Genomic DNA, 26468 nt, shown 5'->3' on the forward strand with positions numbered 1-26468 from the left:
GCGCACCGATGACTGTGCTGATCCTGACCTGTAAACAGGATGTGACCGCGGACATGGTCGTGGCCGAGCTCCACGAACGCGGTGTCCCGCTGGTACGCCTGGACCCCGCGGATCTCCCCGGCGAGGTGGCCCTCTCGGGCGAGTACGTCCGCGGCGACTTCCACGGCCACCTGACGGTCGGCGGGCGGCTGTTGAGCATGAGCGCCCTGCGCTCGGTCTGGATCCGCAGGCCGGGCGAGCCCGCGGCCCACGCCCCCGACCCGTCGGCATGGCTCACCGCCGAAGCGGGGCAGGCCCTCTACGGAACGCTGTACTCCACCGGCGCGCGGTGGATGAACCATCCCTGCGCGGCCGCACAGGCCCGGTTCAAGCCGTGGCAGCTGCATGCCGCCCACCGCAGCGGGTTCGCGGTACCGCCCACCCTGATCACGACGTTTCCGCGGATCGCCCGTCAGTTCGCCGCCCAGTACCGGGACATCGTGGTGAAGTCCGCCACCGGCCCGCCGCGCGACGATCAGCCGACCACCCTGCCCACCACGCGTCTGGCCCCGGACACCGACTTCACGGCAGTCACCGCAGGCCCTACGCTCCTTCAGCAGTACATCCCGAAGCAGGCGGACATCCGCCTGACCAGTGTGGGCGGCCGGCTCTTCGCCGCCCGGAAGGCTGCCACGCGCGGCCAGGTCGACGGCCGCTACGACACGGCCGGGGCCTGGGAGCCCACAGAGATCCCCGACCGCATCACCCGCGCCGTCCACGAGTACACGGGCCTCGCCGGGCTGGCGTACGCCGCGTTCGACTTCGCCGAGGACACCGAAGGCACCTGGTGGTTCCTGGAATGCAACCAGGGCGGCCAGTTCGGGTTCGTCGAGCTCCACACCGGGCAGCCCATCGCCCGGAGCGTCGCATCGTGGCTGGCCGGCACCGCCCCTTAGGCCACCGAAACCCGGTAGGGGATCCGCGCGTCGCGGATCTTGCCCTTGGCCCGTACGAGTCGCTGGGCCATGGTCGCCTCCGGCACCAGGAAGGCGTGGGCGATCTCCGCGGTGGTGAGTCCTCCCAGCAGCCGGCGCGTGAGCGCGACCTGCGTGCCAGATGCTCCTTCCCTTCGGCGTACGGGCCGGATTCGGGCTTGGACGGTGTCAGGCGTTCTGCGGCTTGGCGTAGTCCGTCATTTCGCCGGCCATGTCATAGACCAGGGCCGTCTCGTCCCCCACCACCCAGGCGTCGTGCCCCGGTGAGCACACGAAGAGGTCGCCCGGGCCGGCCTCGTTCTCCGTGCCGTCGTCCATCAGGACATGCAGGCGCCCCTGGGCCACATATCCGATGTGCGAGAACTGGCAGCTGTCCGTCCCGGCCAGCGGACGTACCGACTCCGACCAGCGCCAGCCCGGCTCGAACTTCGCCACGCCGAAGTTCATTCCGGGCAGGCTGACGACGTCGAGGTGTCCTTTGGGGAAATCGCGGCTCTCGTCGGCTTCTCTGACGTTCTTGATCTCAAGCATGACGTTCCGCTCCCTCCGCGGATGGAAGAACCCGTCCTCTCCATCATGGCGCCCGACCGGCCGGGACGCCGCAGGAGCGGAACAGGGCGGTGGCGGCGGTCAGTCCGTGGTGTCGCCGAGCGATTCGAGGAGATTCCGCAGCGCGTCGGCCAGGGCGTCGCGCTCGGTCGTGCGGAGTGCTCCGAGCAGCCGGTTCTCGTTGGCGATGTGGTCGGGCAGGGCCTGGTCGATCAGCACGCGGCCCGCGACGAGTGCGGCGAGGACGACGAGTCCGCCCAGGGACTGTGCAGCGGTGAGTTCCTGACCGAGCGCGAGCCAGCCGAGGCCGGTGTGACGACCGGGCTGAGCAGGCCGAGGAAGCGGGCCTCCGTACCGCCTGCCCCCCGCCGACCTGATGCGGACGGCCATGGTCACCTCGGGAGCCGTCACCCAGCGTCTGGACCGCCTCGAAAGCCGCGGCCTGGTGTCGCGCACCCCGAGCGAAGCGGACGGCCGCGCCGTCCACGTCGCACTCACCGGCGAAGGCCCCAGACGAAGGATCAACCGGCCCCGGCCGACCGCAGATTTCGTCAGTCCGATCGGAACAAGGAGCGAATATCCATGCGCAGCAGCGTCTTCTGAGCGGCCGAAAGCGTAGGCGGCCGAGTGGTCACGGAGGCCCTGTTTCCGGGGCCACCGGGTCCCGGCAGTCGTACGCGATCCGGCCCGATTACCCGAATTACCCGCCGCCGCGGTCCCTCGGCGATGCCGGAACGGTGCCGCTCGGACACCGCAGCGTGGTCACGTTGCCGGTGGGGTCACTGCGCCGCCGCCTCCCGGAGCGCGTCGAGCAGCCCGCGCAGCGCGGGCTCCGCCGGTGAGGACTCGCGCACCGCCGCGCAGATCGGCCTGATCGGCTGCGGTTTGCGGACCTTGCGCACCACGACGCCGGGGTGGCGATTTCCCAGACCCATGCGCGGCATCAGGCTGATGCCGAGACCGGCCGCCACGAACCCCTGCGCCGTGGCGTAGTCCTCGCTCTCCACCACGAAGTTCGGGCTGAACCCCGCCGCGGCGCAGGCATCCAGTACCACTTCGAGGCAGGGGCCCGCCGGCCACTCGTTACCGACCCACGGCTCGTCGGCGAGATCGGCCAGATCCAGCACCCGTTTCACCGCGAGCCGGTGGCCCCGTGGCAGCACCGCCCGGTACGGGTCGTCGAGCAGGTGGACGAGACGGATGCCTTCACTGTGCCCGCCTCCCGGTCGGACCACGATGGCCAGATCGGCCCGGCCCTGTTTGACCTCGGGCAGCGGGTCCTCGGGGTCGATCAGCTTGAGGTCGACCCGCACGCCCGGGTGGTCGCGGCGCAGTCGCGCCAGCGCGGGCGCCACCAGCGCGGCGCCGGCGGTGGCGAAGTAACGGATCGACAGATGCCCCGTGCGCCCGGCCCGCAGGTCGGCCAGCGCCGTCTCCGCTTCGGCGACCTGTTTGCCGATGGCGGCCGCATGCTCGGTGAGCAGGCGCCCCGCCGCGGTCGGCTGTACGCCCCGGCCGACGCGTTCGAGCAACGCGACTCCGGCCTGCTTCTCCAGCGCCGCCACCTGCTGACTGACGGCGGACGGCGTGTACCCGAGATTCCTCGCTGCCGCGGTCACCGAACCACTGGTCACCACGGCCCGCAGCACCTGCATACGTCGCACATCAAGCATGTAGCAGAGGTTAACAGTGCATGCAGGTCTTTTCACTTGTCCTGTCAGGTTGGCTCAGGCACCGTGCAAGCAACGGAGCGAACAGAAGGGCCAACTGTGTTCAGTATGTTCAGTGGCGGACGGGGAACCCTGGTACGCATGGGCCTGCTGGCCCTGCTGTGGGGATCGGGCTTCCTCTGGATCAAGGTGGCCCTGAACAACGGCCTCCCCCCTCTGCACATCACCGTCACCCGCTGCGCGCTCGGCGCGGCCGTGCTGCTGATCCTGTGCCGCTCGGCCCGTCAGCGCCTCCCGCGTGGCCGCGCGACCTGGGGGCATCTCGTGGTCGCCGCGTTCTTCTGCAACGCCCTGCCGTTCGCCCTGTTCAGCATCGGTGAGCAGACCGTCGACTCCGGAGTTGCGGGCGTACTGAACGCGACGACGCCACTGTGGTCGCTGCTGATCGGTCTCGCGATCGGCGCGGAACGCAGCTCTCACCCGATCCGCCTTGCGGGGCTCGTGCTCGGGTTTGCGGGCACGCTCCTGATCTTCGCGCCATGGCAGCAGACGGGGCTGGTGAGCTGGGGGGCTCTGACCATCCTCGCGGCGGCGGCGAGTTACGCCGTCGCGTTCGCCTACATGGGCCGCAAGCTCGTGGGGACCGGCACCACTCCCCTCGCCCTCTCCGCCGCCCAACTGCTCACCGCCACGGGGCTGAGTACGCTGGCCCTGCCCGCAGCCGGGCCGGTGACCTCCGGGATCACTCCGGCGGCCCTGATCGCTGTCGCCGTCCTGGGCGTCTTCGGCACCGGGTTCACCTTCGCCCTCAACTACCGCCTGATCGCAGACGAAGGCGCGACCAACGCCGCGACGGTCGGGTATCTGCTGCCGGTGGTGTCCGTGACGCTGGGGGCGATCGCGCTGGGCGAGGAGATCGGTCTCCGGATTGTCGCGGGCATGGTCGTGGTACTGGTCGGCGTGGGCCTTACCCGGTGGCGGAAACGGACGCCCTCCCTCACACCTGTTGCGACTGACGCCCCCGGAGCGCGGCCGGAGTTGCCGCACCTTCGCTGATGTGGTCCGTCGAACGGTGCCTGCAGCCGGAAAAAAGAAGCCAGATCTGTCGCGCCAGGCAACAGACCGAATCCGTGCGGGTACCGCTCGGATCGCGTCGAAGATGTCGGCGCCGGGAGCGGAGACGGGCAGCCCGGCGGCCACCCACACAGCGCGTGCGCGTGCCATGCGGCGATCAGTCGCCTGTTCGGACTGCGCCCGGCAGCCGGCTGCCGGCGAAAACGCGCTGATCGGCCGGCAGCCGCAGCACACACGCTCAACGAGGCCGGATTTGGTGATGCAGTGGAGCGGCCTCGGTCGGCGTACGCCGAACGGACGCGGCAGCCCTCGTCGGCGGCTTCCCCCGTCACTTCTTCATCGCCGTGATGGAATCCATCGACATTGAAGCGCCGGCCACCGGACTCACCACCACAACCGACGGAACCGGGCACATCACGGACCGGACCTGGGCCATGGGCGACGGCACGGATTCAACTACATGTTCTTCACAGCGCATGCGGTGCGCATGTCCTCCTGATAATGCGGGGCTCTTTGGAGATCTATTCCGGCCGATCACGGATTCGGCCGGATGACGCCGGACTCGGGCGTCCGCACCGCGAACCCGGGGAGGCCCTCTTCACAACTCCGTTGCATGGTGCTGAGATATGCGCGCCATCTCGGCAAGTCCCCCGCTTTACCTTCACAATGGAGAACACCCATGCGCAGAACTCTGGCTGTCGGCGGCGCAGTCGCGGCGTTATTCGCCTCGGCGACGTCCGCGCAGAGCTCACCCACGACCATCGTGGCGCCGCCCGACAAGATCGTGATCGAACTCGCAACCGTGAACGGATCGGGCTGTCCCGAGGGGACCGCCGCCGTCGCCGTGGCCCCCGACAACACCGCGTTCACCGTGACGTACAGCGACTACCTCGCCCAGGTGGGCGTGGGCGCCTCTCCGACGGACTTCCGCAAGAACTGCCAGCTCAATCTCCGTGTGCACGTTCCGCAGGGCTTCACCTACGCCATCGCAAGGGCGGACTACCGCGGATACGCGTACCTGGAGAAAGGCGCGACCGCCCAGGAGAAGGCGAACTACTACTTCCAGGGCATGCCGCAGACGGTCCAGAAAACGCACCCGTTCAAGGGTCCGTACAACGACAACTGGCAGACGTCCGACGAGACCGAGGTCGGCGCGCTGGTGTGGGCACCGTGCGGCGAGAAGCGCAACTTCAACATCAACACAGAACTGCGCGTAAGTGCCGGCACGTCCGACCCGAAGAAGACGACGAGCTTCATGACGATGGACTCGACGGACGCCGGCATCAGCACCATCTACCACCTTGCGTGGAAGGAATGCCCCGACCCGGCGTAACGCATGCGCGGGCCGTATTTCTTTCCGACGGCCCCTTGACGCATTCAGGCAAACGGCGCGCCTGAGTGCGGGGGTGGGGCGCGGTTCCGAGCCCCCCGGAATCGAGCCTCACCCCTGGCCGGCCCATTACGGGCGCCGCGCCACCACCAGGCGGCAGCGGGGCCCGCCGTCCGGCCGCAGGCCTAGCTCCGTCAGAGGCAGGAACTCCACCGCGAACCCGGCGTGCGCCAGCTCGGCCAGTACGTCCGGGAGCCGGAACGTGCGGTAGTACATGACGAACGACGGCCGCCACAGCGCATTGCGCACGCGCATCACCGCGTCGAAGCCCACCTGCGCCCAGTAGGCCCGCGAGCCGGTCCGGGGCGGTGCGCCCACGGGGAAGACAAACATGCCGCCCGGCCGGAGCGACGCGTACACCTGGGCGAACAGCTCGGGCCGCTCCTTCGCCAGGAAGTGGCCGAACGCCCCCAGGCTCACGCCCACATCGAAGACCGGGGCGAAGGGAAGGGCCAGGGCGTCGGCCCGCACCCAGTCCACCACGGGCGCCCCGGCCCCCTCCGGGAGCGCGGACCGGCCCGCCTCGAGCATGCCCGCGCTGAAATCCGCTCCCACAACTCGCTCCCCGCACACCTGCCGCAGCACTCCTACGCCGGCGCCGGTACCGCAGCAGATGTCGAGTCCGGTGTCGAACGGCCCGAGCTGCCGGAGCGCGCCCGTCACGGCGTCCAGCACATGGTCCGGGGTCCGGAACGGGGTCTCGTCGAACTTCGGTGCGAGCAGGTCGTAGCCGCGCTCGATGGAGGACAGCGCCTGCACGGCGAGTTCGCGGAGGGTGGGGCCGAGCGGGGTGAACATCGCAGCCAGCCTAGCGGCCCGGGGCCATGATGTGCGCGGAGTTCCGCGAGCTAGGATCCCGTTCGACAAATGGCTGCTGGTGCCGGTCGAGAGGGCGCCGGGAGTCGAGCCGGTCCCACCCCGAGCAAGGTGACGCCATGACGAGCACGCATCAGCCGCCCGCTCGGAGTCCCCGTACGCCCGACGCCCCGGCCATGCCGTCGTCGGTCGACCACACGGCGCGCATACGCCGTCGCCTGGAGCGGTTGATCGGGATTGCCGCGACCGAGGGCAACGCCCTGCTTCCTTTGCGTAACGGGGACGAGATCTTTGCCGCGATGCTGGCGGAGATCCGTTCCGCCGAGCACACGGTCGACATGATGACCTTCGTGTACTGGCGCGGAGACATAGCCCGACAGTTCGCGGAGGCACTGGCCGACCGGGCCCTCGCGGGCGTGCGGGTACGGCTGCTGCTGGACGGCTTCGGCAGTCGGCTGATCGAGAAGGAGCAGTTGGCGGCCATGGAGCGAGCCGGGGTGAAGGTGGCGTGGTTCCGCAGGCCGCTGTACCTGTCCCCGTTCAAGCAGAACCATCGCTGCCACCGCAAGGTGCTCGTGGTGGACGAGAGCGTGGCGTTCACCGGCGGGGTGGGGATCGCCGAGGAATGGTGCGGCAACGCCCGCAACGAGCACGAGTGGCGGGACACGCACGTAAAGGTGAGGGGCCCGGCCGTCGACGGGATCGCCGCCGCGTTCGCGCAGAACTGGGCCGAGTGCCACGAGGAACTGTTCGACCACCGCGACCGCTTCGTCGACCACCGCCCGCAGGGCGGCGCGATCGTGCAGGTGGTGCGCGGCTCGGCGAGCTTCGGCTGGCAGGACATGCAGACCCTGATGCGGGTCGTCCTGGAGTCCGCCGAGGAGCGGGTCCGGCTGGCCACCGCTTACTTCGCCCCCGACGCTTACTTCATCGAGCTGCTCTGTGCGACCGCGCGGCGCGGCGTCGCGGTGGAGATACTGCTGCCGGGTCCGCACACCGACAAGCGGGTGTGCCAGCTGGCCGGCCAGCACTTCTACGAGGATCTCATCGCCTGTGGTGTGAAGATCTTCCAGTACCAGCCGACGATGATGCACGCCAAGGTCGTCACCATGGACCGGATCGCGGCGCTGATCGGCTCGACCAACTTCAACCGCCGCTCTCTCGACCACGACGAAGAAGTGATGCTCGCGGTCCTGGACGAGGAGTTCACCGCTGCGCTGGACCGCCACTTCGACGACGATCTGGCCGTGAGTGAGCAGATCGCCGGGGGCCGCTGGAAGCGGCGTTCCGTCATTCAGCGGGCCCGGGAAGCCGCCGTCCTCCCGATCCGCCGGTTCCTCTGACCCGCCCGGCGCTCAGGTGGCAGGGTTGTCCGTCGGCAGGAGCCGTTCCACCATGGTGGCGATCAGGTCGTCGAGGGGGTACGGGTCCAGCAGACCGGGCGCGGTGAGGTCGTCCACGATCAGGCCGAGCATCGCCAGGTAGAGCAGCACGACGCCGGTGCGGTCGCCGGGCAGCCCCGCTTCGAGGTGGAAGTGGATGTTGCCCTCCAGCTGGTCGCTGAAGAAGCTCGTCAGTTCGGCGTGCAGTTCCGGGCGGCGGGTGGCCTCCAGCCGCAGCTCCAGCATGGCCAGGTGGGTACTGCGTTCCCGGCGCATGCGGTCCACGAGCTGGCGCAGCAGTGTCGCCGTCATCTCCGCGGAACGCGGTGCCCGCATGGTCTCGGCCAGCTCGGTCTCGTCGGGGGTGAGGCGTTCGCGGGTGCGGTGCATGACCTGCGCCAGCAGGTCCGCGCGGTTGGCGAAGTAGTTCGACGTCGTGCCGGTGGGCACACCCGCCTCACCGTCCACCGCGCGCAGCGTCAGGCCCCGGGAGCCCTCGCGGGCGAGGACTTCGATGGCCGCGTCGAGCAGCGCGGTGCGCCGGGCCGGATTCTGTCGCACGAGGGGTTCTCCCAACCATGACGCACCCGAGAAGGCACGGAAGTACTGCAGGCAGAGTACGTCAACTGCAACCCCGCGCCGGCGCCAGGAGCCGACCCATAGATCATGCTTATGGGCTCATAGAAGACCGACGGCTACCAGCGCCGACCGGATCTTGTGAGGGTGGCGTACGAGACAAGCTTCCGGCCCGCTCGAAGGGAACATATCCATGCCCCGACCCCTGCGGGTCGCGATCGTCGGAGCCGGCCCTGCCGGCATCTACGCCGCCGACGCACTGCTGAAGTCCGAAGCCGCCGCCGACCCCGGCGTGTCCATCGACCTCTTCGAGCGGCTGCCGGCCCCCTTCGGCCTGATCCGGTATGGCGTCGCGCCCGACCACCCGCGTATCAAGGGCATCGTCACGGCTCTCCACCAGGTCCTCGACAAGCCGCAGATACGGCTGTTCGGAAACGTCGACTACCCCAACGACATCAGCCTCGACGATCTACACGAGTTCTACGACGCCGTCATCTTCTCGACCGGTGCCGACGCCGACCGGGTTCTGGACATCCCCGGCATCGACCTCGACGGCTCGTTCGGCGCCGCCGACTTCGTTTCCTGGTACGACGGCCACCCGGATGTCCCCCGAACCTGGCCGCTGCACGCGCGGCAGGTGGCCGTGCTCGGGGTCGGGAACGTCGCCCTGGACGTGGCCCGGATCCTCGCCAAGACCGCCGACGAACTGCTCCCCACCGAGATTCCCCCGAACGTCCACCAGGGGCTGGCCGCCAACCAGGCCGTGGAAGTCCATGTGTTCGGCCGGCGCGGCCCCGCCCAGGCGAAGTTCAGCCCGATGGAGCTGCGCGAACTCGACCACTCCCCGACCATCGAAGTCGTCGTCAACCCCGAGGACATCGACTACGACGAGGGCAGCACCGCCACGCGGCGCGCCAACAAGCAGGCGCACATGGTCGCCTCGACCCTGGAGAACTGGGCGATCCGGGACCCGGGCGACCGGCCGCACAGGCTCTTCCTGCACTTCTTCCAGTCCCCGACCGAAATCCTCGGCGAGGACGGCAGGGTCACCGGACTGCGCACCGAGCGCACGCGGCTCGACGGCACCGGCAACGTCACGGGCACGGGCGAGATGCGCACCTGGAACGTCCAGTCCGTCTACCGGGCCGTCGGTTACCTGTCCTCAGAGCCGGCCAAGCTTCCCTTCGACTTCCTGACCGGAACCGTGCCGCACGAGGCCGGGCGCGTCATCGAAGGAGGCAAGCACCTCCGGTCCACCTACGTGACGGGCTGGATCAAGCGTGGTCCGGTCGGTCTCATCGGCCACACGAAGGGGGACGCGAACGAGACCGTCGCCTGCCTGCTCGACGACCACCGCAACGACCGCCTCCTCTCCCCCGCCGCCCCCGGCGAGGAAGCGGTCGTCGCCCACCTCGAGGGCAGGGGCGTCCGTTACACGACGTGGGACGGATGGCACCGCCTCGACGAGGCGGAACGCGCGCTCGGAGCCGCCGAGGGGCGCGAGCGGGTCAAGATCGTGGACCGGGATGCCATGCTCGAAGCCTGCACGGACCCGGCCACGGGCCGCTCGTGACGGGCTGAGCCACTGGGCCATGTCCGGGCGGTGTCCGCGGTCTTGTCGTGACCGCGAACACCGCCGGACAGGTTCTAACCGAGCGGGCACCGCGTCAGCAGTGACGCCGTGTCAGCTGAGCCGGGACGTGGCAGGGTCCGGCTGGACGGCGGCTGCTCTTCCCGGCGGAGCCAGTCCTCAAGTGCCGTGAACGCGGAGCGATGGCAGGGAACCAGAGGCCGCAGCCGGTCGGGGAAGGCGTCGAAGAGCGAGTCGACGTGTGTACCCGCCTCGACGCGGTAGTAGCGGAACAGGCCGCCACGGCCCGTGTCACGCACCATGCGGGCGTAGACGTCGGACTGCTCACTGACGGGCAGCTGTACGTCGAGTGTGCCGTGCAGGGTGATCAGCGGCTTGCCGATCCGGCCGCTCAGGGCGATCTTCGCCACCGCGTCGCGCACCTGCTGCGGCCTGGACGCGTAGTCGTAATCGGCGTCGCACGCGGGGGTGCCGGGCGTGCAGTACGGGTCTCCGGCCTCGGTCGGGCCGTCGAAGCCGGGGTCCAGCTCCTCCCGGTAGATCCGCTGGGTCAGATCCCAGTAGACCTGGTGGTGGAACGGCCACAGGAACTCCGAGCCGGCCGGGTAGCCCGCGGCAAGCATGTCCCGGTGGGCGCGCTCCGCTCCCTCACCACCGGCGGCGTACGCCGGGTAGGCGCGCAGTGCGGGCGGCATGAAGGTGAGGATGTGCGGTCCTTCGGTACGCCAGAGGGTGCCTTCCCAGTCGACGCCCCCGTCGTAGAGCCCGGGGTGGTTCTCCAGCTGCCAGCGCACCAGGTAGCCGCCGTTGGACATGCCGGTGGCGAGCGTTCGGGTGGGCGGCCGTTGATAGCGCTGTGCGACCACCGCTCGTGCGGCACGGGTGAGTTGCGTGACCCGGCTGTTCCATTCCGCGATCGCGTCGCCCGGTTCGTCGCCGTCCCGGTGGAAGGCGGCGCCCGTGTTGCCCTTGTCCGTGGCGGCGAACGCGTACCCGCGCGACAGTACCCAGTCCCCGATCGCCCGGTCGTTGGCGTACTGCTCGCGGACCCCGGGTGAGCCGGCGACGACGAGTCCGCCGTTCCACCGGTCGGGGAGGCGGACGACGAACTGCGAGTCGTGTTTCCAGCCGTGGTTGGTGTTGGTGGCCGAGGTGTCGGGGAAGTAGCCGTCGATCTGGATGCCGGGTACGCCGCTCGGAGTGGCCAGTCCGGCGGGAGTCAGGCCCGCCCAGTCGGCCTGGTCGGTGTGACCGGAGGAGACGGTCCCGGCGGTGGTCAACTCGCCGAGGCAGGACGTCTCCTGGAGTTCGGCGCCGGGCACCCTCAGCCGGTCCATCCGCGCGCAGTGGCCGGCGTCACCACGTTCGGTGTCGCCGGGCCGCTGGGCGGCCGCGGGGACGGCGGCGAGTGTCACGAGCACCGCGGCGGTGGCAACGGCCCGCCGGTGCAGGCGGGTGCGGGACGCCGGCCCTGCACCCCGCGCAGTTGGTCCCGACGGTACGGCACGGGCCACGGACAGGAACACGGATACCTCCGGAAAAGAGGGGGTTGAGGCCGGCGGGCCGGGGTGCCGGTAACCGTAGAAGCCGCAACCACCCGTGCTGAATGGCGATGCCACCCACAATCGCGTGAACTCCCGGAGGTCCCCGCCCCGTTGCGCCGCTGCCGCAGCCCCTGCTATCGGGCCCGGAGGAGGGACAGGACTCCTTCGACTCCGGTAACGGTCCCTCGGTGATCAAGGGAGTGCCGTCGCCGTGAGCCCGGACGATCCGGGCCGTCTCCGGCCCGGCGAGTCCCTGCGCCTCGACCAGCTCGCCCGCTTCGGCGAGCTTCTGGTTCGTCTCCATCATGAACGCGATGTGCGCCTGGATCTCCTCCGGCGCCCAGGTCCCGATCCCCGGGAAGTCTGCATTTCGACACTCCGGGTGAGATTACGCAGAAGAAATCTAGCCGGGTGAAGTCCGGGAGCGCCCGGGCACGCCCGTCACCGCACCGGCCGCGAGGTGGCAGCCGCATCCAGCCATTGACTTTGATGCGCTCCTGACAATCGCGTCGATGCGTGGCACTCTGCCTCACGCACTTCGAATCCGCACCCCTTGTCTGCCCGGACCGCTCACACCACGGCCCGGCCCCCACACGGACCGCGCGGAACCCCGCGCGGCCTTGGCAGAAGGAGTACGCGTGAGGCGTCCCCGTCCCATCGCCGTCGGCATCCTGCTCGCCGCAGGCGCTCTGCTCACCACAGGACTGCAGGCCACCGCGGCGGGCGCCGCCACGGTGCCCGCCCCGGCGGCCACCCACGGCGCGGCCACCTCGGCGGCCGCCCAGAAGCAGGTCAGCGGCTTCTGGACCGCCGAACGGATGCGCAAGGCGACACCGCTCGACCTGACCGCAGTCAGTCCCGGTGCCCTGCGCGCCCGGAAAGCCGGGGGTCCGCCCTCCACCGTCGCGCCCACCAGCCCGTCCGCGGGCGTCAAGTCCTTCCCGCAGGCCGGTGGACCCTGGACCGGCGGCGGCGCTGTCGTGAAGACCTCCGGCCGGGTGTTCTTCACCTTCCAGGGCCGGACCGCATCCTGTTCGGGCAACGCCGTGACCAGTCAGAACGCCAGCACGGTGATCACCGCCGGGCATTGCGTGAAGTATCAGGGCAGCTGGCACACCAACTGGGTCTTCGTCCCCGCCTACAACAACGGACAGACCCCGTACGGCACATGGACGGCGTCGAAGACGCTGGCCACGCCGCAGTGGGCGGCCGGCGAGGACATCAACCACGACATCGGCGCCGCCGTGGTGAACCCGCTGAACGGCCAGAAGCTGACCCAGGTCGTCGGAGCGCAGGGGCTGCAGTTCAACGGCGGGTACAACAAGGCCATGTACGCCTTCGGCTTCCCGGCGGCAGCCCCGTACGACGGCTCCAAGCTCATCCACTGCAGCGGGAACTCCTCGAAGGACTTCCTGTTCTCCCAGGACCACAGCCTGGGATGCAACATGACGGGCGGCTCGAGCGGCGGTCCGTGGTTCGTCTCCTTCAACGAGTCGACCGGAACGGGCCTGCAGGCCTCGGTGAACAGCTTCGGCTACACCTTCCTGCCGAACCGGATGTTCGGTCCGTACTTCGGCAACGAAGCGAAGGCCCTCTACGACCAGGCACAGGCTTCCTGAGACGCCTGCGTCGCCGTGCGCGCCATGGCGGCCGGTACGCACTCCGTGCCGGCCGCCGGCTGCGAGGCCCAGTTCGGTGGCCGCCTCGCCCGCCAAGCGGCCGGAAAGGTCGGTCTCGACCGCCCGGACGGCATGACCGGGCTCACGCAGGTCGTGGAGCACGGCCTCGCACAGGCCCGGGAACATCCGACCGGCACGGCGATCTTCTCCACCTCTCGCAGCAGCAGTTCGTCCTCGGCGCTCACCCGGCACCGCCCGTCGTCCCGTCCCGGCCGTCGGGCGTGAACAGGCGGCTCATGGTGGTGGTGGCCTTCATCCCGGAACCGGTGAGCAGAACCACCGTGGTCTGCCCCCGCCCGATGGCCCCCCGCGCCCTGAAGACGTCAACAGCCGCGGCCGCGGTCGCGCTCGTCGGCTCGGCGTACAGTCCCATTGCCGCCAGGCGGCGTACCGCGGACTCGATGTCGGCCTCCGGTATGGCCGCCATGTCTCCGCCGGACCGCCGGATCGCCGCCAGCACCTCCGGGAGCCGGACGGGTTCGGGGATGGCCGCGCCCTCGGCGATGGTCGGGGCGTGGTCGACCGGTACGAGCGTGTCCGATCCGGCGTGGAAACTCGCATGGAGCGGCGCACAGTTGGCGGGCTGTGCGACCAGCAGCCTCGGCCGTCTCCGGATCGCACCCGCAGCCAGCAGTTCCGAGAAGCCGATGTCGCAGCCCAGTACGATGCTGCCCGCGCCGGCCACGGTGACGATGTTGTCGGGAGCGCTGAAGCCGAGGTCCTCCCACAGTTCGTACGCGAGCGTCTTCGTGCCCTGCAGGAAGAACGGATGCCAGTTGTGGCCGGCGTAGTGCGTGTGGGCAGACTGGCGCAGCGCTTCGGCCGCGGTGGCTTCCCGGCCGCCCGGTACGAGCTGAACCTCGGCGCCGTACGCCCGACTCTGCACGATCTTCGCCGGCGAGGTCGACTCGGGCGCCAGGATCCGGGCCCGGATTCCGGCCGCCGCGCAGTAGGCGGAAACGGACGCGCCGCCGTTTCCGGAACTGTCCTCGACCACCTCGGTGACCCCCTGCTGCGCGAGCAGGGAGATCATCACGCTCGTGCCGCGGTCCTTGAAGCTGCCCGTCGGACTGAACCACTCGAGTTTGAACCCGATCCGCTCGCCGGCCCACGATTTCTCGACCAGCGGCGTGCAGCCCTCGCCCAGGGAGACCGGACGCGTGATGTCCAGGGGCAGCGCCGCCCGGTAGCGCCACAGTGAACGCGTACCCGTGTCCACGTCGCCGCGTGTGATGCCGGGCTGCGGGCTCACGGTCAGGGGCGCGCCGTCGTCGCCGCGCCAGCGCAGATCGTCGATCGGGTAGGTCCGGCCGGACCGCTGGTCGACGTAACTGGGTGCCGCCGTCGCTTCCATGGTTGGCCAGGCTGTCCACATTTACATTTGCTGTCAATGTGGGTGGCCGCCGAGGCCCCGTTGCGCTTTCCCAGGCTCCGCTTATGCTCCGAGGCGTGTTCGACTCCCGGCACATCCGGACGTTCCACGAGGTCGTCAAAACCGGCTCCTACTCGGCCGCCGCCCGCTCCCTGGGCTATACGCAGCCGGCCATCACGCAGCAGATGAAAGCGCTCGAACGGGCAGTGGGCACCCCGCTGTTCCTCCGTGTCGGCCGTCGTATGCGGCTGACCGAGGCCGGCGAGACTCTGGTGCGCCACGCGGACGTCATCCTGGGCAGCCTCTCCGCCGCCCAGCAGCAGCTCACCGCCCTCACCCGGCTGCGGACCGGCCGCGTACGCGTGTGCGCCTTCCCGAGTGCCAACGCCACTCTGGTGCCCGAAGCGCTGTCCAGGCTGGCGACCGGCCACCCCGGTGTCCGGGTCGAGCTGCTGGAGGACGAGCCGCCCGAGTCGCTGCGGCGGCTGGTGCGCGGCGAGTGCGACCTCACCCTCGCCTTCACCTATCCAGGCCTGCACGACGAGGTTCCGGACGAGGTGGTGGAGATCCTGCTGATGGAGGACCAGTTGACCGTCCTCCTGCCGACCGGTCACCCGCTCGCCCGGCGCCGCTCGGTCAAGATCACCGATCTGGCCGGTGAACGGTGGATCGCCGGGTGCCTGCGCTGTCGCGCGAACCTCCTGCACGAGTGCGCGGAGCTGGGGTTCGCGCCGGACGTCGCGTTCGCCACCGACGACAACCTGGTGGTGCAGAGCCTGGTCGCGGAGGGGCTCGGTGTCGCCATGGTGCCGGCTCTGGTCCTCTCCTTCATGTGCCACAAGAAGGTCACCGGGCGCCCGCTGGACCCCGCGTCCCGCCGCCGGGTCTGCGCCTACGTTCTCCGGGAGCATCTGCGGATCCCGGCCACCGCCCTGGTGCTCGACGAACTCCGTGCCGTGGCGGCCAACAAGGTGGGCTGCTGAGCCTGTCGCCGTACGTGTCCTCCGCACGGCCATCCATAAGCCGGAGTTGGCGTCCGGCGAAACAACTGTCGTTGGACGCGGGGACCGGGTGCCCCGACGCTACCCGTATGACCTCACCGACCGCTCCCGGGCCCACGACAGTCCGCACCGCGCGGCTCGACGCCTTCGTCGCCGAGGCACGGGCCGTCGTCGAGCGGGGCCTGCCACCCGCGCCGACGGCGACCCGGGTCGGCGAACGGCTGGCGCCCCATCTCGGTACGCCGGACCTCCTGCTCCCCCACCAGTGCCTCGGCGACCCGCTGCGGTACCGCCAGCACATCCTGCACGCCGAGCAGGACGGCAGCTTCTCCGTCGTCGCCCTCGTCTGGCTGCCCGGGCAGCGGACACCGGTGCACGACCATGTGTCGTGGTGCGTCACGGGAGTTCACCGCGGCCAGGAGAGCGAGCGCCGCTACCGGCTGGTCCCCGACGGCGACACCGGCCGACTGGTCGCCACCGGCGATGTGGTCAACGCGGAGGGTGACGTGTGCGGCTTCGCTCCGCCGGGAGACATCCACCAGGTAAGCAACTCCTGCCGCGGCACGGCGATATCCCTTCACGTCTACGGCGCCGACATCTCCCGGCTCGGCAGCAGCATCCGCCGGGTGTACACGCTGCCGGCCGATTGCTGACGGCGCTCTGATGACACTCTGATGGTGTTCCTCAAAGAGGGCGCCCGCCTGCGCACGCTCCACGTGCCGCGGCGCCGGGCGGTGGCGCCCTCCATCGTGCCCGGCCTCTCGCTCGCCGTCCTCGGTGTCGGCGCGGCCTGGTCGGTCCACCTGCTGGTGCCCGCCGTACCGGTGCTCACCGCGTCCGTGGCGCTCGGCATCGCCGCCGCGCATCTGCCGGGTACACGAGGATGCGTACGGGGCGCCGGCCGTCCCGGTCTGTCACTCGCGGGCAGGCGGCTGATGCGCCTCGGCATCGTCCTGCTCGGTCTGCGGCTGGGCCTGGACGACATACGCGGCCTGGGCTGGGCCACGGTCACCATGGTGCTGGCCGTGGTGACCGCCGCCTTCCTCGGCACCTGGTGGCTGGGCCGCCGGATCGGTCTGCGCGGGGACCAGCCGTTGCTGATAGCGGCCGGCTACTCGATCTGCGGGGCATCCGCCATCGGCGCGGTCGGCGAGGTCTCGGGCAGCGACGAGGAGGACATGGCCGCTTCGGTCGCCCTGGTCACCCTGTGCGGCACCCTGGCAATCGCCGTACTGCCTCTGCTGCAGTACCCGTTGGGGCTCACCGACGCGCAGTTCGGGCGCTGGGCGGGGGCGGGCGTCCACGACGTGGGCCAGGTGGTGGCGACGGCCCAGGCCGCCGGACCCGGCGCGCTCGGCGAGGCCGTACTCGTCAAACTGATGCGGGTGGCACTGCTGGCGCCGCTCGTGGCTGCGGTGGCCCTGGCCGTACGAAGGCGACAGCAGTACGGCGGAGACCGGGCCCGGCGCACAGCCGAACGCCCGACACCGGTTCCGCTGTTCGTGCTCGGCTTTCTGGCGATGGTCGGCCTGCGCAGCACCGGTCACCTGCCCGGCATCGCACTCGATACCGCACACGGCGCTCAGGAACTGCTGCTCGCCGCGGCCCTGTTCGGCCTCGGCAGCATGGTCCACCTGCCCACTCTCGCCCGGACCGGGGGCAGGATCGCGGTGCTGGGCCTGAGCGCGTGGGTGATGATCGCGGGAGCGTCGTACGCGGGCGTACTGCTGACGACGGCCTGACCCCGGCGCCAACGCGCCCGCCGACGCGGCGCCCGACGGGAGCGCTGTCGAATTCCGGACACGCGTGCCCGATGGGTGAACGGTGGCGATTGACGCATAACACAGCGCCGCCGGCCCGGCTGCCGCGTCCACGGCCGGCGCGGGCCCCTCGCCCGCAGGGCCAACCCGCGGGGCGTGAGCCGCGCTGCCGGGCTGCCGGGCTGCCGGCCCGGCGTGTGCGGGAGCCACCGCACACGTACGGGACTCCGAGCACCGGCTCAGGCCGCCCGCACGGGGAAGAGGGTTCGGCTCCGGTGACCCGACACGGGGGATCCTGCCACTCTCAGCAGCGGAAACAGGAAACGGCGTTCCAGTTACCGGACCCCACTCGTCCCGGGCAACAGGTCCCGGCGCTCCGGCCACTTGCGTCCCGACCGTGCTCCAGCAAACGGCCAACGGACCCTCGCCATGCACTCCCCGACCCGTGCGCGGAACTCCCGCCGTGAGGTGACGCCCGTCCGGCACCCTGTCCCTACGCGCGGGTGGCTGGCTCTCACGGTGGACGCGCGTAGAGCGGCCGAAAGCCGATCTTGCCGCAGAGCGAACCGGAGGCGAGTATCCCTACGACACGACTTGTCAGGGCCATGTCGGTGGCGCCAACCGTCCCACCCCGGCTGCCGTGCCGCGTTCGGGTCCGCCCACCCAGCGGGCCCCGGATCCCCCCAATCGGAGGATGTAGTGAACATCAAGCGCTTCACCCCCCTGATCTCTGTGGCAACGAGCCTTCTGGCCGTCTGCGCACTGGCCGCCGCCCCCACTGCCGCGGCCGAGCCGGCCGACAACGTCCGGGCGACCACCGCGCAACTGGCCCAGGCGAGCGACGCTGTGCTGGAGGCCGATGTGGCAGGCACCGCCTGGTACACGGACAAGTCGTCGGGCAAGCTCGTCGTCACGGCGGACGACACGGTCTCGGCCGCCGAACTGGCGGAGATAAGGAAGGCCGCGGGCGACCGGGCGGGCGCGCTCGAGATCAGGCGTACCCCTGGCAAGTTCAACAAGCTCATCGCGGGCGGCCAGGCCATCTACGCCGGCGGCAGCCGCTGCTCGCTCGGCTTCAACGTCCGCAGTGGCAGCACCTACTACGCCCTCACGGCGGGTCACTGCACCAACATCGGCGGCACCTGGTACACCAACTCCGCTCACACCACGGTCCTGGGCCCCACGGCGGGATCCAGCTTCCCCAACAATGACTACGGCATCATCCGGCACTCCAACGCCTCGGCCGCCGATGGCAGGGTCTACCTCTACAACGGCTCCTACCGTGACATCACCGGCGCGGGGAACGCCTACGTCGGTCAGTCCGTCCAGCGCAGCGGCAGCACCACCGGCCTGCGCGGCGGCACGGTGACCGGCCTCAACGCGACCGTGAACTACGGTGGCGGAGATGTCGTCTACGGCATGATCCAGACCAACGTCTGCGCCGAGCCCGGCGACAGCGGCGGCGCCATGTTCTCCGGCAGCACCGCACTCGGTCTGACGTCGGGCGGCAGTGGCAACTGCTCCTCCGGCGGTACCACGTTCTTCCAGCCCGTCACCGAGGCGTTGAGCGCCTACGGGGTGAGCGTCTTCTGATGCGCCGCTGAACAGACCGGCGGGTCCGCGCAGGCGGACCCGCCGGTTTCTCGCTTCTCCGGCCGACCGCTCAGACGACCCGCTCAGACGACCCGCTCGGGCGCGCTGCCGACCAGCGAGTCGTCCGCGGTACGGGCGCCGGGAAGCCGGTAGCGAGCCGCGACCAGGGCGGCCGCCACATCGCTCGTACCGGTCGCGACACAGAGCAGGTGGGCGACATCCTGGAACTCGCTTCGACCCGCCGGGCTGCCGGCGTCCGCGTGCAGCGCGGCAAGGCACCGGTATCGCTCGACGAGGTTGTTCAGGATGACGGGGTGGGCCAGCAGCACGGGGGTACTCCTCACTTCGACGGGCGGGTCCGGTCGCTCCACACCCGGCTGCCCCGTGCTCGCACTTCCATGCCCGCCGTACGCACCCGCGGCCGGTCAGGACCGCGTGGACGGTGACGGCGACGGCGACAAGGACTGGGACCCGCCCTCGCGTTCCGCCGTCGCGTGCAGCGACCTCAACGCCAGCAGCAGTACGCCGATGTCGTCGAGCAGCACGGGATCCGGCAGCAGGTCGACCGGGAGCACTACGTAGGCCAGCGCGCCCCAGAATGCCCAGCGGCTTCCGGCGGGCACTCCCGCCCGGCGCAGCTCACGGCGAACCCGCACCATCCTGACGACCAGGGCGATGACCAGTCCCAGCGTGATGGCGGCCACTACCACCACCACCGCGACGACGACCTGGAGTTCGGTACTCATGGGCGCTCCCCGTTCGGCCGGTTCACCCGACGTCCTCTGACCGGATACCCGGCCACGGCCCGGGATATCGCCGAGCCACACCTCAACACCCGGACGCGCCAACGCTCAGGGCAGACGGCCGTCGACGGGGATGAGAAGTTCCGGCCGGTCCCACATCACCGCGGGTGGACGCGCGGCCTCGATACCGACCCGTACGGCGCCCATGCTGCGGTAGAAGCCCTCCGCGGGGGGATGCGAGACGACCCGGACACCCGTGAGTCCGGCGCGGCGCGCCTCGCCCCTCATGTGCTCGACGAGGCCGCGGCCGATACCGAGCCCCTGGGCCGCGTCGGAGACGAACATCAGGTCGAGCTCGGGCGGGGAGAGGACAAGGGCGTAGAAGCCCAGCAGCCGGTCGTCGGCCCCGACCGCCACGAAGACCTTGTGCGTCTCGATGTAGTCGGGTCCGACCCGGTAGCCGGCAACCATCGGGGCGTACGGGCCTTCGTACGCACGGGAGGTCCGTACGAGCCTGGTGAGCCGCTTCGCGTCGCGTGCGGTCGCCCGCCTGATGACCGGGGCCGCCCCGCGCGGCCCGCGCCCTGTGGTAATCGCCGGACTCATACAGAGAGTATTACTGATCCCTGGCCGGCCGATACACGTAAGGGGTGGTGGTGCTCAGCGGTACGAATCCGAGCCGGTGCAGGATCGGGCGGCTCTGACTGGATGCGTCGACCTGCAGGTAGCGGTAGCCGCGGTCCGCGGCGATACGGGCCCGGTGGGCGACCAGGGCCCGGTAGATGCCCCTGCCCCGCCAGGGGGCAACGGTGCCGCCGCCCCACAGGCCGGCGAAGTCGGTGTCCGGATGCAGTTCCATGCGCGCCGCGCACACCGGCAGGCCGTCCGCCATCGCGACGGTCATGCTGACGGTCTCGGGACTGCGTTCGAGTTGCGCGCGCAGCCTCTTCCGCAGCCCGGCGCCGCTCGTGCCGAAGGCCTGCTCGTGCACGTCCGCCACAAGGTCCACGTCTGCCGGGTCGTTCACCGGACGGAGCCGGACGCCGGCGGGCAGGTCGACAGCGGCCGGAAGGCCGCCGAGTTCGGCGACCATCAGCGTCTCCTCGTCCTCCGGCGTGAACCCGGCCGCCTCCAGCCGGGCGGCCAGGCCGTCGGGCCGGTCGTGGGCATACAGCTTCCATTCGAAGGAGCGGCCGAGCGAGGTGAAGTACCGCACCTGCGCGGCGATCGCCGGCCCCGCCGTGACCCGGTCGAGGTCCGACCAGACGACGCCACTCCAGTCGTCACCGCCTGCGCCGACCTGCCGGACGACGCCGCAGACCCGCTCGACCCGGCCTCCGGGGCCTTCGGCCGGGGCGTCCCGCCGCATCTGCCGGTCGAACAGGGCGAGCACCTCGTCGGGATCCATCCGTACATTGCAGCAGCGCGGGGGCGAACCCACCAATGCTTTTCCCGCGCTCAGCGGTGCGGCCCCCGGGCCGGCCGACGGCGCACGCCGGGACCTACGACGTTGCCTCGAGAAGGTCCCCGGCCTGCACGAGGGTGTTCGCGATGTCGACCCGGTCGTCCTGCACGACTCCGACCTTCACGTGTTCGGAGGGCCCGCCGTCCGCGTGGGCGGGGAGGCTCAGCAGGGACACCGTGGCCAGGGTGCTCGCGGTGACGGCGGTACGGAAGGCGGTGCTGCTCATGGTGCGGCTCCAGTACGGGACGGCCGGCGATCCGCCCCGGGTGGGCAGTCGCTCACCCGGATCAACGACGCGGAACCCGAGTACGCACCGCCCCGCGTTCCACCGGCGGGCATACGGGTGAACGCGGGCGGCCGCGGGCCCGACCGGAATTCGAACAGAGGTACGATCGAAGGGTGACGACCTGCGACTCTCCCATTCCTGGCCGGCTGTGTGCCCTGCAGCTCCGGCTGCACCGCGTGCGCGCTCGGTACAAGGCGCCGTACGGAGCCCCGCCCTGGTGCGCGGAGCCGGCCGCGGGACGGACCGCGGCCGCCAGGACGTACGGCACGCGGCGGCTGCGCGAGCGCGTGCCGCGGCTGTCGGCAGCCGTGCCGACGCACCCGCACTGGGCGGCAGTGGGCCGCGGCCGGGTCGTGGATGCCCGCACGGAGCTCACGCACGTCCGTACAGCCGGGGCCGAGGCGGCGTAAGCGCCATGGAAGACGAACGGCCGGCGCTCGCGGACGGGGAGATACCGTCCGCGCCGCCCACTCCCCCAATCAAGATCGTGCTCTACGACGACCAGGAGCTCTTCGGCAGGCTGCACCGGCGCTGGCAGGCGAACACCGGCGCGTGGATGTACCGGGTGTCGGTGACACTGTGGGCAGCCGTGCAACTGGGCGGCCGAGAGGTGTCCGAACCGAGCGACGTCGAGTTCGACGTGCCCTCCACACATGTCAGGCCGGTCGCCGGGGTGGACTACCGCGACGTACCGATGCGCCGCCACCGGGAGGCGGTCGTCCGGGCCCGCACCGGCCGCCGGCCCCCACCGGCTCCGGCACCCGACGCCACGGGGGCTCGGCCCCGGCCGCCCGAACGCCGGTCCCCGGACAGGTGGACCCTCCAGCGTCTGCGCATCGCGTACGACGCGAGCGGACCACGGCCGGCCGTCGTGCACCGCGCCGGCTGCTTCGTCAGCGACGAGCGGACCGCGCTGACCACCGATCAAGCGCTGGAAGCCCTCGCCCGGCCTGGCGTCAGAGCATGCGACACGTGCGGTGCGGACGAGGGGCTCCAGGAGATCCGCCGGCAGCGCGGAACGGGTGCCGTGTCCGACCCCTGGCAGGAGCCCGGCGCCGGTGGAGAGCGGCGCCGCGCCTGAGCGGCGCGCGTTCGGTGGTCAACACGGGTCAACACGCCCCGCAGGCGAGGGCCGTTGTCAGTCCCGGCAGGGAAGCTTGAGGTCCACACTCTTCCCGACAGGAGCCAAGATGATCGCCACCACTCACGAAATCGCTGCGGCTCAGGCCTACCTGAGGCTACTGCGGACCGCCCGCGCCGTTCTCGAGGGCCCGGCGACGGCCCCGACGCCCGTGCAGGTACTTGCCGTTCCGATGGCCGAGGCCGACCAGGCCCTCAGCGACGCCGAGTTGGCGGGCAACGAAGCGGCGTTCTTCGCACTTGTCGCCGGGCTCTGCACGGACGCGGGCGTCGGCTCACCGGACCCCTGTCAGCGGTAGGGCGTGCCTTCGGGATCGGACGAGCCCGGCACGATCCGAGAAGTACGCCGCAGCCGTCATCCCGCGCCCGGCTGCCGCGACGCCCCGCTTCTGACGCCCCGCATCAGAAGCCGCGAATCAAATCAGGAGCGCATGCCCGCCCCTCCCGGCACCATGAACGCCATGCCGAGAGAGTCGACCTTGCGTACCGCTGCCGCCGAAGCCGCTGCCGGAGACCTGGCGAGCGCGCTAAGTGCCCGCCGGCGTCTTCTGGGCCTGGTGGGGTCCTTCCCGCAGGACCTGGAGATACGGGAGCGGCTCGCCGCCGTCTGCCGACTGCTCGGCGAGGCGGACCAGGCCGGCCGCTGGAGCTACCTCGGCGATCACCGCGACTCGGACGAGACCGCCGCGTTCGAGCGCGCGTTCGCCGGTGCCGAGGGCCGGATGAGAGCACTGCGCTGGGTCGGCCCCGAGTCGGACGCGGCCACGCCGGTCGCCGCGGGACGCCTGCGCGAGCTGCGGGAACTGGCCGAGCGGGAGAGCGGCGAGCCCCTCGCGTACGAGCGTCCGCGCCGGCGTGCGCACGACGAGGCCGCGTCCGAGGAGAGCGCCTGGGCGGGCTTCCTCCTCTTCTCCGGCTGCGCGCTGGTGACGCTGCTCCTCGGCGTCGGACTGGTGACTCTCGTCCGGTTCCTCATCGACCGGCTCACCGGCTGAGCCGGTCGGCGCATGCGAGTCGCGTGCCGGGTGACAGAGAAGAGCCCCGGCTGGACGGGGGGACCAGCCGGGGCAGTCAAGGGGTGCGGGTGCATGGACTTCGCCTGCGACTTCCGCACGTAGATGAATGATAAACCACTCGGACGTGTGTTTGTCCAGCGGCCTGCACCGGCTTCGAGCGCGGCCACACGGCCGACACGGTTGTGCCGTCCGGAGGTCAGGCTGATCCTGAAGGGACGGAGAGGCAGGTGCCATGCGCCCGGTACACGCAGCCGAGGACGCCGACTTCCGCGGCCCCCTCGATGTCACGCGCGCAGCCACGGCTGTCCTCGATGCCGGCGGCACCGTCATCGGGTGGAGTCCGACTGCACAGAGCCTGCTGGGATATCCGCCCCAGGAGGTTCTCGGACGCCCCGTCACCGGTTTCGTGGAGTCCGGGCCCGGGGATCTGCTGGCCCCGGACACGGCGGGTGGCATGCACTTCCGTCGCGGCGAGCTCCTCGTCCGGCACCGGGACGGCCACCTCATGCGCATGTCCGCGGGAGTGCTCCCGCTTTCCCACGCCGACGGCGGGGCAGCCCGGCTGCTGAACGTGGCCGACGCGGCGGAAACGGAGCAGTGGGAAGCGAAGCAGTCGATGCTGCGCGGGCTCGCCACGGAGTCGCCCGTCGGTCTGGCCATCTACGACATGGACCTGCGGGTGGTGTGGACGAACGGGGCCCTGTACAAGGAGATGGGCGACACCGACTACATGGGGGTGGGCCCCGACGACATGGTGGCGCAGGGGGAAGTCCTGTCGGCGCGCTATCCGCCGACCTTGACCGAGGTCATGAACCACGTGCTCGCCACCGGCGAACCCGTCGTCGACCTCCACTACCGTGGCCGCCCGCCCTTCGACCCCGACAGCGACCACGTCTGGTCGTGCTCGTACTACCGTCTGCAGGACACCAGAGGAACTCTGCTGGGCGTGTGCGAGGAGACGGTGGACATCACCGATCGCTATCTCGCTCAGCAGAGGCTGGATCTTCTCGTCAGGGCCGGCGAGCGCGTGGGCACGACGCTGCGCATGGACCGCACCGCGCAGGAGTTGGCCGAGGTCACCGTTCCCCGATTCGCGGACGCGGTCACGGTCGACCTCTGGGAAGCGGTGCTGGAAGGTGAGCAGCCCCCACCCGGAACCGCACCGGCAATCCGCATGGTGCGGGTGTGGGGAGGGGCCGGAGACGAGGCGACGAGGCCGGGCGGGACCACGTACGGTGAGCCGGCCCTGATCGACCACTCGCCGGATTCCCCCCAGGCTCGTTCGCTGGCGTCCGGGCGGCCGGTGCTCGAGCGCGTGGCGGGGGACGGCGCCGCGCCGGGAATGCCTCCGGCGCGCTCGCAGCTCGTCGTACCCCTGCGATCCGAAGGCACCACGCTCGGGCTGGTGAGCTTCACGCGTGACCACAACCCCGCCCCGTTCGACTCCGGCGAACTTGAACTGGCCGACGAGCTGGCCATGCGCACAGCCGTATGCATCGACAACGCGCGGCGCTTCACCCGTGAGCACACCGCGGCGCTCACTCTCCAGCGCAGTCTGCTTCCGCAGGCGCTCCCGCGGCAGAACGCGGTGGAGCCGGCGTACCGCTATCTGCCTGCCGACAACGAGGCCGGCGTGGGCGGGGACTGGTTCGACGTGATCCCCCTGTCGGGCGCGCGCGTGGGACTCGTGGTGGGAGACGTCGTGGGCCGTGGCCTGAGTGCGGCCGCGACCATGGGGCGGCTGCGCACGAGCGTACGAGTGCTCGCCCAACTGGACCTGGCTCCGGAGGAACTGCTGTCCCGTCTGGACGACCTGGTCGGGCAGACCGCCAACGAACGAGCGGCCATCGACCCGGCCGGCAAGGAGATCCCGGAGGAGGACGACCAGGCGCTGGGGGCCACGTGCCTGTACGCGGTGTACGACCCGGTGACCGGGCAGTGCCGGATGGCGCGGGCGGGCCATCTCCCTCCCCTGGTGGTCGAGCCCGCGACCGGATTCGTCTCATGCCCGGACCTTCCGGCCGGCCCGCCCCTGGGTACGGGGGGTTTGCCTTTCGAGAGCACGGAGCTGGACCTGCAGGAGGGCAGCCTCCTCGCTCTGTTCACCGACGGCCTCGTACAGACCCATGACCGGGACATCACCGAGCAACTGGACCGCCTCGGTGCGGTCCTCACCCGGCACACGCTGCCGCTGGACGCACTGTGCGACGAGGCGGTGGCCACGATGCTGCCGGGAGCCGTGGGCGACGACGCCGCGCTGCTACTCGTCCGCACGCGCAAGCTCGACCGGCATCAGGTCGCCGCCTGGGAGCTGGCTTCCGACCCGGAGCAGGTCGGCCGGGTCCGAGCCGCGGCCGCCGCACAGGTCGCGGAGTGGGGACTCGACGAACTCGTCTTCACCACCGAACTGGTGGTGAGCGAGCTGGTCACGAACGCGATCCGGTATGCCGCGGGGCCGATCCAGGTGCGGCTCATCCGGGACAAGACCCTGATCTGCGAGGTCTCGGACGCCGGCCACACGTCTCCCCATCTGCGGTACGCCGGCAGTGACGACGAAGGCGGCCGAGGGCTTTTCCTCATCGCGCAGATGACCCAGCACTGGGGCACCCGTTACACGCCCACCGGAAAGACGATCTGGGCGGAACAGCCCCTGCCCTCCGCCGGACCGGCCACGGCCTCCGACAGCGCGCGTACCACCTGACCGGCAGCCGCGGCGGGTTGCGCCGGCGCCCCGGGGCCCCGGGGGGTCCGGGCGCCGCCCCCCCCCTCGCCCCGGGGGCGGGGGGGGCGGGGGGGCCCCCCCCCCCCCCCCCCCCGGGGGGGCGGCCGGGCACTAGGGAAAGGCCA

27 protein-coding genes and 3 pseudogenes are annotated in these 26468 nt (G+C 70.7%); 16 read left to right on the forward strand and 14 right to left on the reverse strand.

Going from position 1 to position 26468, the window contains the following annotated elements:
• Nucleotides 1–8: 8 nt before the first annotated feature.
• Entirely contained in the window at nucleotides 9–935 is a 927-nt protein-coding gene (gene tgmB, locus AB0M62_RS24090) for an ATP-grasp ribosomal peptide maturase (RefSeq protein WP_366076352.1), read from the forward strand.
• An 11-nt stretch (nucleotides 936–946) separates the two neighbouring features.
• Here tgmB and AB0M62_RS24095 read toward each other — a convergent pair.
• From AB0M62_RS24095 to AB0M62_RS24105, 3 genes and pseudogenes are all read right to left on the reverse strand, one after another.
• Nucleotides 947–1087 (reverse strand): annotated as a pseudogene (locus AB0M62_RS24095) (sigma factor-like helix-turn-helix DNA-binding protein); the annotation flags it as partial.
• A gap of 55 nt (nucleotides 1088–1142) precedes the next feature.
• Nucleotides 1143–1505, reverse strand: coding sequence for a cupin domain-containing protein (locus AB0M62_RS24100; protein ID WP_366076353.1), 363 nt, complete (start codon nucleotides 1503–1505; stop codon nucleotides 1143–1145).
• A 99-nt stretch (nucleotides 1506–1604) separates the two neighbouring features.
• Complete coding sequence (locus tag AB0M62_RS24105; protein ID WP_366076354.1) at nucleotides 1605–1913, reverse strand: hypothetical protein; 309 nt, start codon at nucleotides 1911–1913, stop codon at nucleotides 1605–1607.
• On the opposite strand from AB0M62_RS24105, the pseudogene AB0M62_RS24110 reads away from it, so the two are divergent.
• A pseudogene (locus tag AB0M62_RS24110) lies at nucleotides 1873–2031 on the forward strand (MarR family transcriptional regulator); the annotation flags it as partial. The gene AB0M62_RS24105 and the pseudogene AB0M62_RS24110 sit on opposite strands and share 41 nt — an antisense overlap.
• Before the next feature lie 271 nt (nucleotides 2032–2302).
• Here AB0M62_RS24110 and AB0M62_RS24115 read toward each other — a convergent pair.
• Nucleotides 2303–3196, reverse strand: a complete 894-nt coding sequence (locus AB0M62_RS24115; RefSeq protein WP_366076355.1) for a LysR family transcriptional regulator — start codon at nucleotides 3194–3196, stop codon at nucleotides 2303–2305.
• Between the two features lie 105 nt (nucleotides 3197–3301).
• Between AB0M62_RS24115 and AB0M62_RS24120 the strand changes: the two genes are divergently transcribed.
• Together AB0M62_RS24120 and AB0M62_RS24125 are read left to right on the forward strand one after the other, a co-directional pair.
• A complete protein-coding gene (locus AB0M62_RS24120; protein WP_366076356.1) occupies nucleotides 3302–4249 on the forward strand; it encodes a DMT family transporter in 948 nt (315 codons plus the stop codon).
• A 697-nt stretch (nucleotides 4250–4946) separates the two neighbouring features.
• Nucleotides 4947–5600 carry a DUF4360 domain-containing protein gene (locus tag AB0M62_RS24125; protein WP_366076357.1) on the forward strand — a complete coding sequence of 218 codons (654 nt, stop codon included), beginning with the start codon at nucleotides 4947–4949 and terminating at the stop codon, nucleotides 5598–5600.
• A 126-nt stretch (nucleotides 5601–5726) separates the two neighbouring features.
• Here the strand turns inward: AB0M62_RS24125 and AB0M62_RS24130 are convergent, their stop codons facing one another.
• Nucleotides 5727–6455: a class I SAM-dependent methyltransferase gene (locus AB0M62_RS24130; RefSeq protein WP_366076358.1), complete on the reverse strand. Its 729-nt coding sequence runs from the start codon at nucleotides 6453–6455 to the stop codon at nucleotides 5727–5729.
• A gap of 194 nt (nucleotides 6456–6649) precedes the next feature.
• Between AB0M62_RS24130 and AB0M62_RS24135 the strand changes: the two genes are divergently transcribed.
• A complete protein-coding gene (locus AB0M62_RS24135; RefSeq protein WP_366076382.1) occupies nucleotides 6650–7816 on the forward strand; it encodes a phospholipase D-like domain-containing protein in 1167 nt (388 codons plus the stop codon).
• A gap of 12 nt (nucleotides 7817–7828) precedes the next feature.
• On the opposite strand, the gene AB0M62_RS24140 is transcribed toward AB0M62_RS24135, so the two are convergent.
• On the reverse strand, nucleotides 7829–8416 hold the full coding sequence (locus AB0M62_RS24140; protein WP_366076359.1) for a TetR family transcriptional regulator: 588 nt from the start codon (nucleotides 8414–8416) through the stop codon (nucleotides 7829–7831).
• Nucleotides 8417–8624: 208 nt separating this feature from the next.
• Here AB0M62_RS24140 and AB0M62_RS24145 point away from each other — a divergent pair, with 208 nt between their 5' ends.
• Complete coding sequence (locus tag AB0M62_RS24145; protein WP_366076360.1) at nucleotides 8625–10004, forward strand: FAD-dependent oxidoreductase; 1380 nt, start codon at nucleotides 8625–8627, stop codon at nucleotides 10002–10004.
• A 74-nt stretch (nucleotides 10005–10078) separates the two neighbouring features.
• Here AB0M62_RS24145 and AB0M62_RS24150 read toward each other — a convergent pair whose 3' ends face one another.
• Nucleotides 10079–11437 (reverse strand): 3-hydroxybutyrate oligomer hydrolase family protein, encoded by a 1359-nt coding sequence (locus AB0M62_RS24150; protein WP_366076383.1) that lies wholly within the window; start codon nucleotides 11435–11437, stop codon nucleotides 10079–10081.
• 767 nt (nucleotides 11438–12204) lie between these two features.
• Here AB0M62_RS24150 and AB0M62_RS24155 point away from each other — a divergent pair.
• Nucleotides 12205–13185: a peptidase gene (locus AB0M62_RS24155; RefSeq protein WP_366076361.1), complete on the forward strand. Its 981-nt coding sequence runs from the start codon at nucleotides 12205–12207 to the stop codon at nucleotides 13183–13185.
• A 60-nt stretch (nucleotides 13186–13245) separates the two neighbouring features.
• Here the strand turns inward: AB0M62_RS24155 and AB0M62_RS24160 are convergent.
• A pseudogene (locus AB0M62_RS24160) lies at nucleotides 13246–13430 on the reverse strand (PAS domain-containing protein); the annotation flags it as partial.
• Nucleotides 13427–14599, reverse strand: coding sequence for a threonine synthase (locus AB0M62_RS24165; RefSeq protein ID WP_366076362.1), 1173 nt, complete (start codon nucleotides 14597–14599; stop codon nucleotides 13427–13429). The pseudogene AB0M62_RS24160 and the gene AB0M62_RS24165, both read right to left, overlap by 4 nt.
• A gap of 95 nt (nucleotides 14600–14694) precedes the next feature.
• Between AB0M62_RS24165 and AB0M62_RS24170 the strand changes: the two genes are divergently transcribed.
• The 4 genes from AB0M62_RS24170 to AB0M62_RS24185 all read left to right on the forward strand — a co-directional run bounded on the left by AB0M62_RS24170 (nucleotide 14695) and on the right by AB0M62_RS24185 (nucleotide 18971).
• On the forward strand, nucleotides 14695–15600 hold the full coding sequence (locus AB0M62_RS24170; protein ID WP_366076363.1) for a LysR family transcriptional regulator: 906 nt from the start codon (nucleotides 14695–14697) through the stop codon (nucleotides 15598–15600).
• Nucleotides 15601–15707: 107 nt separating this feature from the next.
• Nucleotides 15708–16271: a cysteine dioxygenase family protein gene (locus AB0M62_RS24175; protein WP_366076364.1), complete on the forward strand. Its 564-nt coding sequence runs from the start codon at nucleotides 15708–15710 to the stop codon at nucleotides 16269–16271.
• A gap of 21 nt (nucleotides 16272–16292) precedes the next feature.
• Entirely contained in the window at nucleotides 16293–17360 is a 1068-nt protein-coding gene (locus AB0M62_RS24180; RefSeq protein WP_366076365.1) for a putative sulfate exporter family transporter, read from the forward strand.
• A 717-nt stretch (nucleotides 17361–18077) separates the two neighbouring features.
• The gene (locus AB0M62_RS24185; RefSeq protein ID WP_366076366.1) at nucleotides 18078–18971 is read left to right on the forward strand and encodes a S1 family peptidase; all 894 of its coding nucleotides are present in this window, start codon (nucleotides 18078–18080) and stop codon (nucleotides 18969–18971) included.
• Between the two features lie 83 nt (nucleotides 18972–19054).
• On the opposite strand, the gene AB0M62_RS24190 is transcribed toward AB0M62_RS24185, so the two are convergent.
• From AB0M62_RS24190 to AB0M62_RS24210, 5 genes are all read right to left on the reverse strand, one after another.
• Nucleotides 19055–19300, reverse strand: coding sequence for a DUF5133 domain-containing protein (locus AB0M62_RS24190; protein ID WP_366076367.1), 246 nt, complete (start codon nucleotides 19298–19300; stop codon nucleotides 19055–19057).
• Between the two features lie 96 nt (nucleotides 19301–19396).
• Complete coding sequence (locus AB0M62_RS24195; RefSeq protein ID WP_366076368.1) at nucleotides 19397–19717, reverse strand: YkvA family protein; 321 nt, start codon at nucleotides 19715–19717, stop codon at nucleotides 19397–19399.
• Nucleotides 19718–19822: 105 nt separating this feature from the next.
• Complete coding sequence (locus tag AB0M62_RS24200; RefSeq protein ID WP_366076369.1) at nucleotides 19823–20320, reverse strand: GNAT family N-acetyltransferase; 498 nt, start codon at nucleotides 20318–20320, stop codon at nucleotides 19823–19825.
• A gap of 10 nt (nucleotides 20321–20330) precedes the next feature.
• Nucleotides 20331–21122, reverse strand: coding sequence for a GNAT family N-acetyltransferase (locus AB0M62_RS24205; protein ID WP_366076370.1), 792 nt, complete (start codon nucleotides 21120–21122; stop codon nucleotides 20331–20333).
• 94 nt (nucleotides 21123–21216) lie between these two features.
• Nucleotides 21217–21405 (reverse strand): hypothetical protein, encoded by a 189-nt coding sequence (locus AB0M62_RS24210; protein ID WP_366076371.1) that lies wholly within the window; start codon nucleotides 21403–21405, stop codon nucleotides 21217–21219.
• A 173-nt stretch (nucleotides 21406–21578) separates the two neighbouring features.
• On the opposite strand from AB0M62_RS24210, the gene AB0M62_RS24215 reads away from it, so the two are divergent.
• The 5 genes from AB0M62_RS24215 (at nucleotide 21579) to AB0M62_RS24235 (ending at nucleotide 26322) form a co-directional block, all read left to right on the forward strand.
• Nucleotides 21579–21875, forward strand: coding sequence for a hypothetical protein (locus AB0M62_RS24215; RefSeq protein WP_366076372.1), 297 nt, complete (start codon nucleotides 21579–21581; stop codon nucleotides 21873–21875).
• Nucleotides 21876–21880: 5 nt separating this feature from the next.
• Nucleotides 21881–22546, forward strand: coding sequence for a DUF6233 domain-containing protein (locus AB0M62_RS24220; RefSeq protein ID WP_366076373.1), 666 nt, complete (start codon nucleotides 21881–21883; stop codon nucleotides 22544–22546).
• A 109-nt stretch (nucleotides 22547–22655) separates the two neighbouring features.
• A complete protein-coding gene (locus AB0M62_RS24225; RefSeq protein WP_366076374.1) occupies nucleotides 22656–22904 on the forward strand; it encodes a hypothetical protein in 249 nt (82 codons plus the stop codon).
• A gap of 132 nt (nucleotides 22905–23036) precedes the next feature.
• A complete protein-coding gene (locus AB0M62_RS24230) occupies nucleotides 23037–23600 on the forward strand; it encodes a DUF6584 family protein (protein ID WP_366076375.1) in 564 nt (187 codons plus the stop codon).
• A 253-nt stretch (nucleotides 23601–23853) separates the two neighbouring features.
• Nucleotides 23854–26322, forward strand: a complete 2469-nt coding sequence (locus AB0M62_RS24235; protein WP_366076376.1) for a SpoIIE family protein phosphatase — start codon at nucleotides 23854–23856, stop codon at nucleotides 26320–26322.
• The last annotated feature ends 146 nt before the right edge of the window (nucleotides 26323–26468 follow it).

This window comes from Streptomyces sp. NPDC051219 (assembly GCF_040682335.1).
Classification (GTDB): Bacteria; Actinomycetota; Actinomycetes; order Streptomycetales; family Streptomycetaceae; genus Streptomyces.

Coding starts and splice junctions, on each gene's coding strand:
- AB0M62_RS24105 (WP_366076354.1), bottom strand. CDS start 1,913: ATGGCCGTCCGCATCAGGTCGGCGGGGGGCAGGCGGTACGGAGGCCCG.
- AB0M62_RS24180 (WP_366076365.1), top strand. CDS start 16,293: ATGGTGTTCCTCAAAGAGGGCGCCCGCCTGCGCACGCTCCACGTGCCG.
- AB0M62_RS24115 (WP_366076355.1), bottom strand. CDS start 3,196: ATGCTTGATGTGCGACGTATGCAGGTGCTGCGGGCCGTGGTGACCAGT.
- AB0M62_RS24135 (WP_366076382.1), top strand. CDS start 6,650: ATGCCGTCGTCGGTCGACCACACGGCGCGCATACGCCGTCGCCTGGAG.
- AB0M62_RS24130 (WP_366076358.1), bottom strand. CDS start 6,455: ATGTTCACCCCGCTCGGCCCCACCCTCCGCGAACTCGCCGTGCAGGCG.
- tgmB (WP_366076352.1), top strand. CDS start 9: ATGACTGTGCTGATCCTGACCTGTAAACAGGATGTGACCGCGGACATG.
- AB0M62_RS24200 (WP_366076369.1), bottom strand. CDS start 20,320: ATGAGTCCGGCGATTACCACAGGGCGCGGGCCGCGCGGGGCGGCCCCG.
- AB0M62_RS24235 (WP_366076376.1), top strand. CDS start 23,854: ATGCGCCCGGTACACGCAGCCGAGGACGCCGACTTCCGCGGCCCCCTC.
- AB0M62_RS24145 (WP_366076360.1), top strand. CDS start 8,625: ATGCCCCGACCCCTGCGGGTCGCGATCGTCGGAGCCGGCCCTGCCGGC.
- AB0M62_RS24175 (WP_366076364.1), top strand. CDS start 15,708: ATGACCTCACCGACCGCTCCCGGGCCCACGACAGTCCGCACCGCGCGG.
- AB0M62_RS24125 (WP_366076357.1), top strand. CDS start 4,947: ATGCGCAGAACTCTGGCTGTCGGCGGCGCAGTCGCGGCGTTATTCGCC.
- AB0M62_RS24220 (WP_366076373.1), top strand. CDS start 21,881: ATGGAAGACGAACGGCCGGCGCTCGCGGACGGGGAGATACCGTCCGCG.
- AB0M62_RS24120 (WP_366076356.1), top strand. CDS start 3,302: ATGTTCAGTGGCGGACGGGGAACCCTGGTACGCATGGGCCTGCTGGCC.
- AB0M62_RS24230 (WP_366076375.1), top strand. CDS start 23,037: ATGCCCGCCCCTCCCGGCACCATGAACGCCATGCCGAGAGAGTCGACC.
- AB0M62_RS24225 (WP_366076374.1), top strand. CDS start 22,656: ATGATCGCCACCACTCACGAAATCGCTGCGGCTCAGGCCTACCTGAGG.
- AB0M62_RS24205 (WP_366076370.1), bottom strand. CDS start 21,122: ATGGATCCCGACGAGGTGCTCGCCCTGTTCGACCGGCAGATGCGGCGG.
- AB0M62_RS24210 (WP_366076371.1), bottom strand. CDS start 21,405: ATGAGCAGCACCGCCTTCCGTACCGCCGTCACCGCGAGCACCCTGGCC.
- AB0M62_RS24165 (WP_366076362.1), bottom strand. CDS start 14,599: ATGGAAGCGACGGCGGCACCCAGTTACGTCGACCAGCGGTCCGGCCGG.
- AB0M62_RS24195 (WP_366076368.1), bottom strand. CDS start 19,717: ATGAGTACCGAACTCCAGGTCGTCGTCGCGGTGGTGGTGGTAGTGGCC.
- AB0M62_RS24100 (WP_366076353.1), bottom strand. CDS start 1,505: ATGCTTGAGATCAAGAACGTCAGAGAAGCCGACGAGAGCCGCGATTTC.